This window comes from Sulfurimonas sp. (assembly GCF_029027405.1).
GTDB lineage: Bacteria > Campylobacterota > Campylobacteria > Campylobacterales > Sulfurimonadaceae > Sulfurimonas.
Genome location: NZ_CP093396.1, coordinates 1,448,965 through 1,464,542, shown reverse-complemented (window position 1 = coordinate 1,464,542; position 15,578 = coordinate 1,448,965). Strand labels below are relative to the sequence as shown.

14 protein-coding genes are annotated in these 15,578 nt (G+C 32.5%); 5 read left to right on the top strand and 9 right to left on the bottom strand.

Annotation, left to right across the window (positions count from 1 at the left end):
* Nucleotides 1-69: 69 nt before the first annotated feature.
* Genes MOV42_RS06885 through MOV42_RS06860 form a run of 6 tightly spaced genes read right to left on the bottom strand, consistent with a single transcriptional unit; the run spans nucleotide 70 to nucleotide 3,558 of the window.
* Nucleotides 70-540, bottom strand: a complete 471-nt coding sequence (locus MOV42_RS06885) for a tRNA (cytidine(34)-2'-O)-methyltransferase (RefSeq protein ID WP_324170457.1) — start codon at nucleotides 538-540, stop codon at nucleotides 70-72.
* Nucleotides 541-555: 15 nt separating this feature from the next.
* On the bottom strand, nucleotides 556-1,392 hold the full coding sequence (gene purU, locus MOV42_RS06880) for a formyltetrahydrofolate deformylase (RefSeq protein ID WP_324170456.1): 837 nt from the start codon (nucleotides 1,390-1,392) through the stop codon (nucleotides 556-558).
* Nucleotides 1,389-1,736 (bottom strand): CiaD-like domain-containing protein, encoded by a 348-nt coding sequence (locus tag MOV42_RS06875; RefSeq protein WP_324170455.1) that lies wholly within the window; start codon nucleotides 1,734-1,736, stop codon nucleotides 1,389-1,391. Before MOV42_RS06875 ends, purU begins: the two co-directional genes overlap by 4 nt.
* Complete coding sequence (locus tag MOV42_RS06870; protein WP_324170454.1) at nucleotides 1,736-1,975, bottom strand: hypothetical protein; 240 nt, start codon at nucleotides 1,973-1,975, stop codon at nucleotides 1,736-1,738. The genes MOV42_RS06875 and MOV42_RS06870 overlap by 1 nt, the downstream gene beginning before the upstream one ends.
* Nucleotides 1,976-1,987: 12 nt before the next feature.
* Entirely contained in the window at nucleotides 1,988-3,055 is a 1,068-nt protein-coding gene (leuB, locus tag MOV42_RS06865) for a 3-isopropylmalate dehydrogenase (RefSeq protein ID WP_324170453.1), read from the bottom strand.
* Nucleotides 3,055-3,558, bottom strand: coding sequence for a 3-isopropylmalate dehydratase small subunit (locus MOV42_RS06860; RefSeq protein ID WP_324170452.1), 504 nt, complete (start codon nucleotides 3,556-3,558; stop codon nucleotides 3,055-3,057). Before MOV42_RS06860 ends, leuB begins: the two co-directional genes overlap by 1 nt.
* Nucleotides 3,559-3,765: 207 nt before the next feature.
* Here MOV42_RS06860 and MOV42_RS06855 point away from each other — a divergent pair, with 207 nt between their 5' ends.
* Genes MOV42_RS06855 through MOV42_RS06835 form a run of 5 tightly spaced genes read left to right on the top strand, consistent with a single transcriptional unit; the run spans nucleotide 3,766 to nucleotide 11,669 of the window.
* Nucleotides 3,766-4,548 (top strand): fumarate reductase cytochrome b subunit, encoded by a 783-nt coding sequence (locus MOV42_RS06855; RefSeq protein WP_324170451.1) that lies wholly within the window; start codon nucleotides 3,766-3,768, stop codon nucleotides 4,546-4,548.
* Nucleotides 4,545-6,530: a fumarate reductase flavoprotein subunit gene (locus tag MOV42_RS06850; protein WP_324170450.1), complete on the top strand. Its 1,986-nt coding sequence runs from the start codon at nucleotides 4,545-4,547 to the stop codon at nucleotides 6,528-6,530. The genes MOV42_RS06855 and MOV42_RS06850 overlap by 4 nt, the downstream gene beginning before the upstream one ends.
* Nucleotides 6,527-7,246: a fumarate reductase iron-sulfur subunit gene (locus MOV42_RS06845; RefSeq protein WP_324170449.1), complete on the top strand. Its 720-nt coding sequence runs from the start codon at nucleotides 6,527-6,529 to the stop codon at nucleotides 7,244-7,246. Before MOV42_RS06850 ends, MOV42_RS06845 begins: the two co-directional genes overlap by 4 nt.
* Before the next feature lie 50 nt (nucleotides 7,247-7,296).
* Complete coding sequence (locus tag MOV42_RS06840) at nucleotides 7,297-9,666, top strand: dynamin family protein (RefSeq protein WP_324170448.1); 2,370 nt, start codon at nucleotides 7,297-7,299, stop codon at nucleotides 9,664-9,666.
* Nucleotides 9,663-11,669, top strand: coding sequence for a dynamin family protein (locus tag MOV42_RS06835; protein ID WP_324170447.1), 2,007 nt, complete (start codon nucleotides 9,663-9,665; stop codon nucleotides 11,667-11,669). Before MOV42_RS06840 ends, MOV42_RS06835 begins: the two co-directional genes overlap by 4 nt.
* A 56-nt stretch (nucleotides 11,670-11,725) precedes the next feature.
* Here the strand turns inward: MOV42_RS06835 and MOV42_RS06830 are convergent, their stop codons facing one another.
* The 3 genes from MOV42_RS06830 to MOV42_RS06820 all read right to left on the bottom strand — a co-directional run bounded on the left by MOV42_RS06830 (nucleotide 11,726) and on the right by MOV42_RS06820 (nucleotide 15,570).
* Nucleotides 11,726-13,837, bottom strand: a complete 2,112-nt coding sequence (locus tag MOV42_RS06830; RefSeq protein ID WP_324170446.1) for a methyl-accepting chemotaxis protein — start codon at nucleotides 13,835-13,837, stop codon at nucleotides 11,726-11,728.
* 112 nt (nucleotides 13,838-13,949) lie between these two features.
* Nucleotides 13,950-14,738: a flagellar basal-body rod protein FlgG gene (gene flgG / locus MOV42_RS06825; protein WP_324170445.1), complete on the bottom strand. Its 789-nt coding sequence runs from the start codon at nucleotides 14,736-14,738 to the stop codon at nucleotides 13,950-13,952.
* Between the two features lie 10 nt (nucleotides 14,739-14,748).
* Nucleotides 14,749-15,570 (bottom strand): flagellar hook-basal body protein, encoded by an 822-nt coding sequence (locus MOV42_RS06820; protein WP_324170444.1) that lies wholly within the window; start codon nucleotides 15,568-15,570, stop codon nucleotides 14,749-14,751.
* Between the last annotated feature and the right edge of the window lie 8 nt (nucleotides 15,571-15,578).

Genomic DNA, 15,578 nt, shown 5'->3' with positions numbered 1-15,578 from the left:
GGTAACCACCAAAAATAAAAACCATAAACAAAATGAAAAGTATCATCATTATAATATTTAAAACTGTACTCATAGAACCTCTTTGAAATTAGTATAATTTTGTCTTATAGCATCATAAAGGACTATACCTGTACTTATTGCTAAGTTAAGACTTCTTCCTTCTTTAGTCATTGGAATAGTTATATTTTGCTCTTTATATTTATTTAAAATATCTTCTGGAATTCCTGCTGTTTCGCTACCAAAAAATATGAAATCGCCATCTTTAAACTTTGCATCAAAATATGGCTTATCTGTTTTTGTAGTTGCGAAATGTGCATTATTAGTAATTTTATTGTTTGCAAAAAAATCATCTATACTTTCCCAAACATGCAAATCTAACTTTTCCCAATAATCAAGCCCTGCACGACGCACTGCCTTTTCATCAATATCAAAAGCTATAGGTTTAATTATATGTAAAGATGCTCCTGCATTTACGCACAAGCGACCAATAGCTCCTGTATTATTAGGGATTTGTGGATTTACCAAGACAAGATTAAACAAGCGAACTCCATAAAATCAAAATATAACTGTTTTATTTGCGTAAACAAAGATTCTATCTTCAAGTGCGAGCTTAAGAGCATGAGAGAGAACAACTTTTTCAGCATCTTTTCCTGAACGTTGCATATCTTTCCAGCCGTATGCATGATTAACATGCATAACTTCTTGAGCGATGATTGGACCTTCATCAAGATTATTATTGACAAAGTGAGCCGTTGCTCCAATAATTTTAACACCTCTGTCATAAGCTTGCTTGTAAGGGTTAGCACCTATAAATGCCGGTAAAAATGAGTGATGTATATTTATTATTTTATGCTCATAGGTTTCAACAAATTTAGGAGTTAGAATACGCATATACTTTGCTAAAACTATATAATCAACACTATCAAAAGAATTTATACAATCAATTATTTTATCTTCATGCTCCTCTCGCTCACAACCTTCATGAGAAATACAAATAAATGGTATATCAAACTTACTAACTAAAGACTCTAACTTATCATAGTTAGATACCACTGCTAAGATATTAGCATCTAGCTCTCCAGCTTCATGACGAATCAAAATATCTCCTAATGCATGTAGTTCTTTTGTTGCCATAATTATTATATTTTTCTTTTTTGGTTCTATCACTTTAACATTTGAGCTTTGCGGTAAAATATTTTCAATAGCGCCACTTAAATCTTTTGAGTTAATATCTCCCTCGACAACACTTCTCATAAAAAATTTATTATTATCTCTATCAACAAATTCACTATTTGAAATTATATTTAGATTATTATTATAAAAAACAGTAGAAACTTTATAAACTAAACCTTTTTCATCATCGGCATCTATTAAAACTATATATTGACTCACTTTCGTTTTCCTTTTTTCAGCTCTTGTTCTCTTTGTTCTATTGTTGCCAGAGCATATTCTAAAAAATTAAGAGTCATGTCTAATTTAGCTTCTATTTTTTTGTTGTTTGGTGCCTGAAATCCTTCAAATAATACGAGAAGTCTTTCTTTCATTGAATTTAAAAAAAACTTTTCCCCATCCATAGATGCTGCTGTTTCTTCTATTATTTTAGGTTTTAGTTTTACTTCTATTACTTGAGTTTGTTTATTTTTTTTTGCTTTTATCGAACTGCTTAAAACTTTTTTTGTTATTTCATTATCTTCCATCTCTGCTAATGTTGATAATATTGCATCTTTTAATTCCATTATTTTAACAACCACCTTTCAAATTCATTAAACTCAACATCTACTTCCATTTTTAGAAAAAACTCTTTCATTTGCGTATTTACATTTAAAAATTTTCGTCTTTCTCCAGATAGTCTTTTTATAGCGATTTTTGCTTCACTATTTAAAGGGTTTTCTTTTAAAAGATTCTTATATATATCTAAAGCTTCATCTTTAAGACCTTGAAGTTCGTAAATATTTGCTAGTGTAAGAGTTTGCATTTTTATCTAAAATTATTTTGAAATATAGTTAGCAATAATAGAACCAATTTCACTAGTTGAGCAAACTTCCTTAGCATCAAATTGTGCTAAATCTTGTGTTCTATAACCTTCTCTTAATGCTCTTTTGATTGCTGAGTCAATTTTATCTGCCGCTACAATTTCATCCAATGAGTATCTAAGCATCATAGAAGCAGATGCTATAGTTGCGATAGGATTAGCAATTCCTAAACCTGCAATATCTGGAGCAGAACCATGAATAGGCTCATAAACACCTATTTTAGAACCTACAGATGCTGAAGGTAAAAGACCAATAGAACCAGATAACATACTAGCTTCATCACTTAAAATATCACCAAAAATATTTCCTGTAAGCATTACATCAAATTGTTTTGGATCACGAATAAGTTGCATAGCGGCATTATCAACATACATATGACTTAGTTCAACCTCGGGATACTCTGTTGAGATCTCTGTAACAACTTCTCTCCATAATTGAGAGACATCTAAAACATTAGCTTTATCGATAGAGCATACTCTTTTACTTCTTGTCATAGCAATTTGAAATGCTTGATGTGCAATGCGTTTGATTTCTGAGCGTGAATAAATCATAGTATTCCAACCCTTGTCTTCATCGCGACCCTTTGGTTCACCAAAATAAAGTCCGCCTATAAGCTCACGAACAACCATTAGGTCAACACCTTTTATTACTGATGGTTTAAGAGAAGAAGCATTAATTAACTCGTCATAAACAATAGCAGGACGTAAATTTGCATAAACTCCAAGCTCTTTTCTAAATCTTAAAAGTCCACTCTCTGGTCTTAATTCACGAGGAAGATTATCCCATTTATCTCCACCAATAGCACCAAAAAGCACAGCATCTGAGTTAAGCGAAATATTGATAGTTTCATTTGGTAGCGGATTTCCTGTTATGTCGTAAGCGATACCACCCATTAAAGCCTCTTCGTACTCAAAATGAAAACCTGAACAAGCTGAAACAGCATCTAAAACCTTTACTGCCTCATCTATTATTTCAGGACCTATTCCATCACCCTTAATTAGTGCAATTTTATAATTTTTCATTATTTACCTTTTATTTCATTTTGTGCAAAGTTCATTAATCCACCTGCATCTATTAACTCTTGCATAAACTCTGGAATTGGGTTAAAGTTATATGTTTTATTTGTACTTTTATTTGTGATTGTGCCTGCATCCATATTTATATTTACTTCATTGCCCTCACTTATCTCATAACTTTCTTCAAGCTCAAAAATAGGTAGCCCCATATTGAATGCATTTCTATAAAAAATTCTTGCAAAAGTTGGAGCGATTATAGCAGCAACTCCAGCAGCCTTAAGTGCTATTGGTGCATGTTCTCTTGAACTACCACAACCAAAATTTTCACCAGCAACTATGATATCACCTTTCCTCATCTTCTCTACAAATTCTGGATCTGAATCTTCCATAACATGTTTCGCAAGCTCCTCTGGCACGGAAGTATTAAGATAGCGTGCTGCAATAATTAAATCAGTATCAATATCTTTTCCGAATGTCCAAACTTTTCCTTCAATATTTGCTTTTTGCATATAAATTCCTAGATTTTATAAAATATTTTGGAATTATATCCAAAATGATATTTCAACCATATAAAGCAGGATTTTTTGACTATCACATAGTTATCAAGTTCACAAATACTTATAATAATTAACTTATTTTTAATCAAAAGAGGAGTAATATTTCGTAAATTTCCCAAAATAATTCAGTCTTGGGTAAAAACACAAAAGGATAAATACATGAGTGACCTTATTGAAGGGTTTTTAGGTAAGTCTGTGGATGGTAAAAAGAGTAGATTACCAGCTAAGTTAGATTATATTCAAAGTGCAACAGGGTTGTTTTTAGGTTTATTTATGTGGGGGCATATGTTTTTCGTATCGACTATATTAATAAGTAAAGACTTTATGTATTCGCTTACAAAATTTATGGAAGGTAGTATGTTTTTTGAGGAACCTAAGCCAGGCTTAGTATCTCTTGCTGTTGGTGCTGTCTTTATTATATTTATTGTTCATGCTGCTATGGGTATGAGAAAACTTCCAGCTAGCTTTAGACAATGGCAAATTTATAGAACTCACATGAAAATGATGAAGCATGACGAAACTAGCATGTGGTTTATTCAAGCTGTTACTGGTTTTTCAATGTTCTTTCTTGGTTCTGCTCACTTATTTCTTATGTTAACTCAACCTGGTACAATTGGACCATATGGTTCAGGCGACAGAATGTTAACCCTATGGCCTTTTTATCTTATGCTTCTTTTTGCTGTTGAATTACACGGAAGTATTGGTCTTTATCGTCTCTGTATTAAATGGGGTTGGTTTGAAGGTGAAAACGCAAAAGAAACAAGAAAAACTTTGAAAAAAGTCAAATGGGCTATAACTGTATTCTTTTTAGTTCTTGGTCTTGCTACTCTATTAGCATACTTAAAAATCGGTATGGAACATGCGGACAAAGCTGGTGAAAAATATCATCCAACTTCACAAATAGAAAAAATCTATAATGTAAACACAGAGGTAAAAGCATGAATGTAAAATATTGCGATGCATTAGTAATCGGTGGTGGATTAGCAGGTCTTAGAGCTGCAGTTGCTTCACAGTCAAAAGGTTTAAGTACAACTGTTTTAAGTCTTGTTCCTGTTAAGCGTTCTCACTCAGCAGCTGCTCAAGGTGGTATGCAAGCGAGTTTAGGTAACTCAAAAATGAGTAGAGGTGACAACGAAGATGTTCACTTTGCAGATACTGTAAAAGGTAGTGACTGGGGCTGTGATCAAGAGGTAGCTCGTATGTTTGTTACAACTGCACCAAAGGCTATTCGTCAATTAGCTGCTTGGGGTGTGCCTTGGACAAGAATTACAAAAGGTCCAAGAGAAGTTGTTATGAATGCTGAGAGAACTACTTTAGTTGAAGATGATGAAGTACACGGTTACATTCACTCTCGTGACTTTGGTGGAACTAAAAAATGGAGAACTTGTTATACAGCAGATGCGACAGGTCATACAATGCTTTTTGGTGTTGCTAATGAGGCGCTAAAGCACAATGTAAACATTGAAGACAGAAAAGAAGCTATCTCTCTTATCCATGAAAACAATCGTTGTTATGGTGCAATCGTAAGAGACTTAGTAACTGGTGAGCTAAGTGCTTATGTTGCTAAAGGTACTCTTATTGCAACTGGTGGATATGGAAGACTTTATAAGCAAACTACAAATGCTGTTATTTGTGAAGGTATCGGTGCGGCTATCGCTCTTGAAACTGGAATAGCAACACTTGGAAATATGGAAGCCGTACAATTTCACCCAACGCCAATTGTTCCATCTGGAATCCTTCTTACTGAAGGTTGTCGTGGTGATGGTGGTATCCTTAGAGATGTAGATGGTTACAGATTTATGCCGGATTACGAACCAGAGAAAAAAGAACTTGCATCTCGTGATGTTGTAAGTCGTAGAATGCTTGAGCATATTAGAAATGGTAAGGGTGTTAAATCTCCTTATGGTGATCACTTATGGTTAGATATTTCTATTTTAGGTCGTGAGCATATTGAAAAAAATCTTCGTGATGTTCAAGAAATATGTCAAATTTTTAACGGAATTGATCCAGCTGATGAAGGTCCAAAAGGTTGGGCTCCAGTTCTTCCTATGCAACATTATTCAATGGGTGGAATCAGAACAAAAGCAACTGGTGAATCTCAAAAACTAGACGGTCTTTTCTCTTGTGGAGAAGCTGCTTGTTGGGATATGCACGGTTTTAACAGACTTGGTGGAAACTCAGTAAGTGAAACTGTTGTTGCCGGTATGATCGTTGGAGATTACTTTGCTGATTTTTGTGCTTCACACGATATTGACATTAGTTCAAAAACTCTTCAATCTAGTATTGATGATAAAGAAAAATATATGAATGACCTTGTTAATAAAGAAGGTAAAAACGATATATTTGAAATCAAAAATGAGATGAAAGCTATCATGTGGGACAAAGTTGCAATTTTCCGTGATGAAGAAGGTCTTACCCAAGCTGTAAATAAACTAGAAGAGCTTTATAAAAAATCACTAGATGTTAAAGTAGAGTCTAAAACTCTTTGCGCTAATCCTCAACTTGAAGAAGCTTATAGAGTTCCAATGATGCTTAAACTTTCTCTTTGTGTAGCACTTGGTGCACTTGAAAGAAAAGAAAGCCGTGGTGCTCACTATAGAGAAGATTACCTAAAAAGAGATGATGAAAACTGGTTAAAGAGAACTCTTGCTTCATGGAATGAAGGTGATACTTTGCCAACTCTAACTTATGAAGACTTAGATATCATGAAGATGGAAATGCCTCCAGCATTTCGTGGTTATGGTGCAAAAGGTATGATGATTGAGAATGAACTAAGTGTTAAGCGTCAAGAAGAAGTTGATAAAATGCGCGAAGAGATGGAAGCAGATGGTAAAGATAGAATTGAAATTCAAGATGCGTTAATGCCTTTTGAATTGCAAGCTATTTTTAAAGCTGAAAATGAAAGACTTGGAGATAAAAAATGAGCAGAACAGTAACTATAAAAGCATTAAAATACAACCCTAACTCAGTAGCTTCTAAGCCTCACATGGTTGAATATAAGCTAGAAGAAACTGAAGGAATGACTCTATTTATCGCTCTGAGCAAAATCAGAGAAACAATGGATCCAGATTTATCTTTTGACTTTGTATGTCGTGCAGGTATCTGTGGTAGTTGTGGAATGATGGTAAACGGAACTCCTCAACTTGCTTGTCGTACTCTTACAAAAGATTATGATGATGGCGTTCTTGAGCTTTTTCCTATGCCAGCTTTTAAACTTCTAAAAGATTTATCTGTTGATACTGGTAACTGGATGAACGATATGAGTAAGCGTGTTGAGAGTTGGATTCATACAAATGAAGATGTTGATATTTCAAAACTTGAAGCTCCGTCTGATCCAAAACTTGCAGAAGAAATTTTCGAGATTGATCGTTGTATCGAATGTGGTATTTGTGTTGCTGCTTGTGGAACTAAACTAATGCGTCCTGATTTTGTTGGTGCTGTTGGATTAAATAGAGTTGCGAGATTCTATGCTGATCCGCATGATAACAGAACTGATGAGGATTACTATGAATTAGTTGGTGATGATGATGGTATATTTGGTTGTATGTCACTACTTGCTTGTGAAGACAACTGTCCTAAACACCTACCTTTACAAAGTAAAATAGCGTATATGCGTCGTAAACTAGTAGCACTTCGTTAAAACTTAAATAAGGGATGATATGAATTTATCATCCTTTAAAAAGAGAGTCCATGCATATAATAAATGATTTTTTTCTTCTTACTTGGAAAGAAGATGCAAAACAACTTTTCTCAAGTCTTGGAGATATTAAAACTTTTTTAACATCTACTTTAAAATCTAATCACGAAGCTTTTTGTGATTATACTTCCATCTTGCTTATCGTTACTCCCTCAAATATAGATAATTTTTCAGATATAAGCGAAGCTAGAGAAGCTATGAAGTTTCTTGTTGGTCTAAATGAATGGGATAAGCAAAGAGTTCAGTATATTCAAAAAGAGCTTCTCTTTTTTTTAAATGCTAATGGCAATATAAAACTAAATAAAGAGATACAACAAAGGTTTGACAGACTAAGAAAAGAAAATATTATAGGCTATGAGATAAGTAGACGACTAATAAGCCTTTTAACTCTGATAGAAGCAAAAAAAGAAGAAATTCAACCTATCCATATAGTCAAAGCTAAAAGTGGTTCAAACTTCTTTGAGAGTGCTTTGAACTCACTTTGTACTGCTGTAGATAATCTTAAAAATGGTGTTGAAGATGAAAATTTATATGAACGATTAACAATCATACCAAAAAAGATAAGAAGCGAAAAATTCTCTATTGGTATTACAGGCGTAATGAATGCTGGTAAATCTACACTTTTAAATGCTCTTTTAGGCAAGGAGATATTGGGGACTTCTGTTATACCTGAAACAGCAAATTTAAGTATTATAAAGTACGCAAAAAAACCAAGTGCAAAAGTAAACTTTTGGACAAGTAACGAATGGAAAAATATAGAAAAGAGTGCTCTTACTCTTGAAAGTATGAAACCTTTCATAAAGGAAACTAAGGAACACTTTAAGGATAATTTGAGTACCTTTATTACAGACAATGGTTTTAGTGCTGAGATAAGCATAGATGAACTTCCCTCTTACACATCTGCCGAACATTCAGATAAAAAATGTAATTTAGTTAAAAGTGTTGAACTTTATACTGATTTAAAATTCGTTGAAAATGGAGTGGAAATTGTTGATACTCCTGGATTAGATGACCCTGTAATCCAAAGAGAAGAGATAACAAAAAGCTATCTTTATGAGTGTGACTTGATGTGTCACTTAATGAATGTAAATCAATCAGCGACGCAAAAAGATATAGAGTTTATAACTGATACTCTACTCTACCAAAGCATCGCAAGACTTCTAATCGTTATAACAAGAATTGACACAGTAAGTAAAAAAGAATTAGATGAAGTTATAGAGTACACAAAACAGAGCATAAAAGCGAAACTTAAAAGTTTAAACAAAGAAGCACAGTTTAACTCAATCATAGATAAAATTGACTTTATTCCTATTGCGGGGAAGATGGCACTTATGCATCGCATAGGTCAAGGTGAAGAAGCTACAAAAATCGGATATCCACTTGAAAAAACAGGTATTTTAGAAATTGAAAGTTACTTAAATGATATACTTTTTGGAGATAACTCACAAAAGGCTATCTTAGTCATAGAATCAAATACTAAAGAACTTCTAGGTATAGCTAATAGCTCACTAAATGCTTTAAATATTGAAAGAGACTTGCTTGGTAAAAGTGCTAGTGAAATTGAGAATGAATACAACAAACATCAAGAAAGTATAGTAGAAATTAAAACAAAGATAACAAAACTAAATCAAGATATCGACGATTCAAAAAGTGAATTAATCAATTATTTTTCAACACTTAAAAATATATCTAAAAATAAAATGACAACTTTGCAAAACATTGTTAAAAGAAGAGTTACCGATGATGTATCTTATGAATTGAGAAAAAATAAAACAAAACCTGAAGAAAGTAGAATTTCTTCAATTATAGAGACAGGTATAAAAGATGGCTTTATTGATTTGCTTAGAGATTATAGATACCAGTTTCAAAAAAAGATGCAAAATTCTTTTGAAAAAATACAAAGAAATTTTGAAGGTTTTAAAGAGGCGGATAGTAATACTGGAGATGCAAAATATTTTTTTGAAAAGCACTTTGGAGATTTAAACCTAGTAAACAGCAACTTAATCTTAATACAGAAAGTAAATTCTGCAATAAAGTCATCTTCTAAAAAAGAAATAGAAGCTTTAGATAAACAATGTGAAGATTTCTTTACTCAAGCGTTTGATGAGCTATATGCAAAGTTTAACAATAAAACAGAAAAAATAAATATTGATTTAGTAAATCAATTTGAATCAACATGCAAAGAACCTGTTAAAAAAATAGAATTTGAGATGAATACAAAAGAAGACAATATTATAAAAGCAAAACACAGAGTACAGGATAAATCATTTGACACTTCTACAAGGTTATCAAGTATTGAGCAAAAAATAATGCTTATTCAAAAAGTGAAAAATGATTTAAATCATCTTGGAAAAATATCATGAGCAAATTAGACTTATTTATTACCTCATACAAAGAGAAGTTTATAGACATTGTTCCGGAATTTGATGAAAACCTTCTTGGTCTTATTCAAAAAACAAGCTACGCTATGCTTGATGAAAAAATGTCACCAAGTAAAGAGTTACGAGATGCTTTACTAAAACTAGAAATAAGAGCTAAGGAGCCTATGAAAGTTGCGATAACAGGGCAATTCTCAAGCGGTAAATCAACTTTCTTAAATGCTCTTTTATCAAAAAATATACTTCCAACAGGAATAACACCAGTAACATCAAAAGTGAATTACATACGCTATGCGGATGAGCTAAAAATACGTATAAGATATAAAGATGGAAGAGACGAATATCAAAGTGTTGAAAATATATCAAAATTTACAGACCAGCGTGAAGTTGTAGAGGAAATAGAGTATTTAACTCTTTATGTTCCTCTGGAGCTTTTAAAGGATATAGTCTTCGTTGATACTCCTGGATTAAATTCTCAAGCCATAACAGACACAACTACAACCCAAAAAGTATTAAAAGAAGTAGATGGTATTATTTGGCTCTCTCTCATAGACAATGCAGGTAAGCTTAGTGAAGCCAAGGTTTTAGAGCAGTATCTAAATGAGTACCAAGGAAAATCACTTTGTGTCTTAAATCAAAAAGATAAGTTTGAGCCTAGCCAAGTAAAACAAAGTGTTGATTATGTTAAAAAAAACTTTGCAGAATATTTTAGTGATGTTATTCCTATTTCAGCTATACAAGCACTTGAATCAAGAACACATGATAAAAAAATACAAACACAAGAGGAACTAGAAGAATTTTTAAAATCACTTTCAAATAGTTTAAAATCTTCTACTACTATTGATATTGAGAAAGAATATAAAGCATATCAGCAAAAAATAGAAGATATTTTAAGTAGCGATTTAAGTAGTAATATAAATTTATTAAAAGAATCAAATATAGAGCTTGTTTTAAAGTTTATAGATGAAAATATTAGACCACTTGCAAACAGTTCAAAAGATTTTGCAATTAAAAAAGATATAAATATTATTTGCTCAGACCTTATAAAACAGCATAAATTGTTTTTAAAAATATACAATGAACTCGATGGTGAGCTTAATGAATTTGAAGAAGAAGCAGATAAGAAATTTGCTGAACTTAAAAATAGGTTTACAAAAAAGCTAAAAGATGCTTATAGTAGAATAGAAGAAATTATAGATACTATCGCCAATGATATTTATAATCACATAGAACAAGTAACTAGAACTAGATATGCCGAGCAGAAAGTAGGTTTATTAAAGAGTAAAACAGTTTTTGAACCTGTTGAGTACAAAGTATCTAAGATTGCCTCGGACGCAATATATAAACACCTTTTTTATGATGATGATATTGTAGGAAAGATGTTTAAAAAATATGTTAGAAACTTAAAAGAAATTCAAGATGAAGTTAATGAAAACAATGCTCTTGTATATGAGATGCTTAAAAAGAAAATAAGAAGATGGCAAAATCCATATGAGTTTATCAGAAAATCTAAGCAAGTTGATTCAGATATAGAGTTTGCAAATATCCGTAAATTTGCTTCTAAGGCTTACGAGAACATCTTGAAGCCTTATAGTGATGAGATACACTCTTCTTATGCAAAAATAAGCTCAGAGTTTAATCATTTAAGCTCTGCTGTTAGTTTTAACTATCAAAATGCTACTGGAGTATGTGTTGGCTTCTTAGAAAAGAAAGTTGAGCAGTCTATAAAACTTTATGAGCAAAACCCTACAAAATTTTCTTTATATCAACCTAAACTTGACGAGATAAAAGAAAGGCTTAACATAAGTTTTCATCTTTACGAACTTCAAAATATGATGAATACAAACAATACTTTTTTAAATAAAAATTATGATAGGTTAGTAGAAGAATTTAAAAATATAAATGAAGAAAAACATGATTTTTTACAGCAAAGAAAAGAGCGTCATAACAAAACAATAAGTATTATCAAAGGCTTACATGTTAGTTAAGTTTAAGAACCGCTCTAGTTACATTGAGACTATGTTATATCATCATCTCATACTCTTTATGTTTTAAACTGCTCTAGCTTAGTAGATAGTTCATCCGTTAAGCTATTTAGATGTTCAGCCGCACTTGCTATTTCTTCAACGCTTCTTGAATTTTGGGAAGATATGGAGTTGATTTCTTTGATTCCTTCAACTATATCATTTAATTGATTTCCAGTAAGTTCAAAATCTTCAACAACTTTATCACTCGCTTGAGTGGCTTTTTGAACCAACTCAGTAGTCGATTCTATTTTAGCCTCAACCTCTATTGAAATAATGGATAACTCTTCCATTTGCTTAGAATTTGAACTCATTTCATCACTCGCAGATGCAGTTGATTGAACAATAACATTTATTGTTGCATTTATTTCTGCTAATGATTTTTGAGTTCTCTCCGCTAGTTTTCGTACTTCATCTGCAACAACAGCAAATCCACGACCATGTTCTCCTGCTCTAGCAGCCTCAATAGCTGCATTTAAAGCAAGCAAATTAGTTTGTTCTGCAATATCAGAGATAACAACAAGAACATCTTTTACTTGTTCTGTATCATGAGAAAGTTCTTCTATTTTCATAGCAAGTTCTGCTTCAGATTCAACGCTTATTTGAACTTTTGATGTTAGAACAATGATTTCATCTCTCGCTCCATTTAACATATCATTAGCTACTAACATTTCTTGTTTTGAACTTAGCGCGTCTTCTATAGCTAACTTAATCTGCTCCTGTGCTTGCGAAGCATTCGCAGTTGTTGTATCAACAATCTTTACAGATTTTTCAACATTTGAACCAACTTCAAGAGCGGTTACAGATAGTTCATTCGATACAGATGAATTCTCAAAACTTGATTTTTTAGCTCCATCTACACTGCTATGAACTTTGCAAATAAACTCATTTATATTATCTGCAACATCTTTAATCTCATCTGTGCTATCAATAATGATTCTTTTTGTTAAATCACCCTCACCTCTTGCTAAATCTTGTGTAATACCAAGTATGCTTCTGATTGGTCCTATAATAGCTTTATTCGCCACATAACTTGATATTAAACCAATAAATATTGCTAAAATAAAAGAAGTAATAATTGTTTTTATTGTCAAAGCAGCTATCTGTTCATTTGAGCTTACACGCATTTCTTGCACTTGAGCTTCAATATTATCTATATATTCTCCAGTACCAACAATCCAATCCCATTGCTTAAACAAAATAACATAAGACATTTTAGGAACAGGCTTGTTTGAACCTGGTTTTGCCCAACTGTACTCAACCATTCCTTCACCTTTTGTTTTAGCAACTCTAACCATCTCATTAAAAAGATAAACACCATTAGAATCTTTAGCTTTTGAAAGATTTTTTCCATCTAACGCTGGTTTTATTGGATGCATAAGCATTTTAGGAGTTGTATCATTTATCCAAAAATATCCGTTTTTCCCAAAACGCATTTCAGCTATAGTTTTTAAAGCTTCTTTTTTCATATTAGATGTAACATCTGAAACATAAGCACCAGTACCAATAATCCATCCGTAAGGTTTAAATTTTTTCACATACGAAACTTTTGGTTGTGGTTTTTCAAAGCCTGGTTTTGCCCAGTGATAATCAACAACACCTGCTCCGCTTGATTTTACAGCCTTTACCATATTGTTAAAAAGAAAAATACCATGAGGGTCTTTAAATTTAGAAAGTTCCTTTCCGTTAAGTGCTGGTTTTATCGGATGCATTATCATTGTAGGAGTTGTATCATTTATCCAAAAGTATCCACTTTCCCCATACCTAGCAGATGCTACTATAGACTTTAGATATTTTTGAAGTTGTTCTTTTGACATTTTGTCTTTGTTTTGCTTGTATGCTTTTTTAATTATTCCAAATAAAAAGTCAGTTTGTTCTTTTAACTCATTTTCAACTTCTTTTTTTATTTTATCTTTTGCTGTCCTCTTATGATAAGACTCAATAGATTTTATAGCGACACTAACATAATTTTTAAGCTCATTCTCTTTAGAGGAATAAGCTTCCTTTTTATATTTAGCTATATTATCTTCTGTCATAGCATTTATGTTGTACACAGCCTGTATTATCATAGCAGCTGACACAGCAATTATTGTAATAATAATCAAAATAATGATTTTCATTTTTACAGACATAACAACCCCTTTTTGCATCATATTTGAATTTTTTAGTTTTTAAAAGGTTTAATTCTATCATAAAAAGACATATATAATTACTAAGAGTAATAAATTCAACTAAATAAAGATGTTATCTCTTGAGATTGTTTGTAGTTTGCAGCATTTCATCACTTGTTGTTATAACTTTAGAGTTAGAATCATAAGCACGCTGTCCTGTTATAAGATCAGTTAATTCAACAACTAGTTCAACATTACTAAGCTCAACAAAGCCTTGTCTAAGGATTCCTAATCCATCTACTCCTGGAGTTCCCTCAACTGGTTGACCAGAAGAGTCTGTTTCTATATATATGTTATCTCCAAGGGAGTGAAGTCCTGCTGGATTTATGTAGTTTGTTGTTAAAATTTGTCCAACAACTGCTGCTTGAGTTTGCCCTGGTTGAATTACTGTAACCGTTCCGTCAGTTGCTATACTAACATTTGTTGCATCTTCAGGTATTACAATTTGAGGAACAAGAGTATATCCATCACTGTTTACCATTGTTCCGTTATCATCTATCTTAAAAGCACCATTTCTTGTATAAACTTCTGTTCCATCTGGAAGTTCAAGTTTAAAAAACCCTTTACCTGTTATGGCGATATCTAGTTGATTGTCAGTTTGCTTCAGACTTCCTTCTGAAAATATTTTATTAATTGCTGTTGGTCTAACACCAAGTCCAACTTCTATACCAGTAGGACTTTTTGTAACATCACTTGTTGCAGTTCCTGCATAAGACATAACCTTATACATCAAGTCAGAAAATTCTGCACGAGATTTTTTAAACCCTATTGTGTTTACATTGGCAATATTATTTGCTGTTGTGTCTATTTGTGTCTGCATCGCTAACATTCCTGTTGAGGCAGTATAAAGTGATTGCATCATCTTAAAATCCTTATGCTTTTCTTGCTATTTTGTTAATTGCGTCGCTATTCATATCGTCCATTTGTACTTTCATAGCTTTTTGGTACATCTCAACTAAGCGATTTGTTTCTATCATCTGTGTCATCATCTTTACAGCATTTACATTACTCTTTTCAGTAAAGCCTTGTAAGACAGCTCCTGTCTCTTCCAAACTTACTAAATCATCTAGTCCATCGTAACGATAAAGACCATCCGCTTCTTTTTTCAAAAATGCAACATTATCAGGATTTGCAATAAAGAGCTTAGATGCTTCAACTAAATTTACACTGTTTGGAATATTTTTATAAAGTTGACCATTTTTATCAACCTCTATAATATTTTCATCTGAGTTAAATGTTATGTTTCTACCTGCTTCAAAATAATCACTTGGTAAAACTTCATAACCTTGTTTTGTCACAAGTAGTCCGTCCTCATCTTTTGTAAAAGAACCATCTCTTGTAAGCCTAACACCGTGAGGAGTTTTTACCAAAAAGAATAGTCCTTCCCTTGAAAGTGCGAAATCCATTAGATTATCTGTGAGTTGCATATTACCAACAGAGTGGTTTGTATAAGCATCTACGACCTGTGGTGCTTTTGTTATTGTTCTATTTAAGAAAGCAGCAGCTTTTTCGCTGTGATTTTCATTTGGCAATTTATCTCTTGCCTCTTTATATATACGCATAAAATCGCCAACAACTAAATTATCTTCTTTGAAACCAACCGTATTAACATTGGCAAGATTATTAGCTATGGTGTCTAAACGGTTAAACTGAGTAACCATTCCAGCAGCAGCACTATAATATCCACTTTGCATAAAATCCC

What these genes read in the sequence shown, in the direction of transcription:
- MOV42_RS06875 (WP_324170455.1), bottom strand. Translation starts at nt 1,736, where the DNA reads ATGGAATTAAAAGATGCAATATTATCAACATTAGCAGAGATGGAAGAT.
- MOV42_RS06870 (WP_324170454.1), bottom strand. Translation starts at nt 1,975, where the DNA reads ATGCAAACTCTTACACTAGCAAATATTTACGAACTTCAAGGTCTTAAA.
- leuB (WP_324170453.1), bottom strand. Translation starts at nt 3,055, where the DNA reads ATGAAAAATTATAAAATTGCACTAATTAAGGGTGATGGAATAGGTCCT.
- MOV42_RS06860 (WP_324170452.1), bottom strand. Translation starts at nt 3,558, where the DNA reads ATGCAAAAAGCAAATATTGAAGGAAAAGTTTGGACATTCGGAAAAGAT.
- MOV42_RS06855 (WP_324170451.1), top strand. Translation starts at nt 3,766, where the DNA reads ATGAGTGACCTTATTGAAGGGTTTTTAGGTAAGTCTGTGGATGGTAAA.
- MOV42_RS06850 (WP_324170450.1), top strand. Translation starts at nt 4,545, where the DNA reads ATGAATGTAAAATATTGCGATGCATTAGTAATCGGTGGTGGATTAGCA.
- MOV42_RS06845 (WP_324170449.1), top strand. Translation starts at nt 6,527, where the DNA reads ATGAGCAGAACAGTAACTATAAAAGCATTAAAATACAACCCTAACTCA.
- MOV42_RS06840 (WP_324170448.1), top strand. Translation starts at nt 7,297, where the DNA reads ATGCATATAATAAATGATTTTTTTCTTCTTACTTGGAAAGAAGATGCA.
- MOV42_RS06835 (WP_324170447.1), top strand. Translation starts at nt 9,663, where the DNA reads ATGAGCAAATTAGACTTATTTATTACCTCATACAAAGAGAAGTTTATA.
- MOV42_RS06830 (WP_324170446.1), bottom strand. Translation starts at nt 13,837, where the DNA reads ATGTCTGTAAAAATGAAAATCATTATTTTGATTATTATTACAATAATT.
- flgG (WP_324170445.1), bottom strand. Translation starts at nt 14,738, where the DNA reads ATGATGCAATCACTTTATACTGCCTCAACAGGAATGTTAGCGATGCAG.
- MOV42_RS06820 (WP_324170444.1), bottom strand. Translation starts at nt 15,570, where the DNA reads ATGCAAAGTGGATATTATAGTGCTGCTGCTGGAATGGTTACTCAGTTT.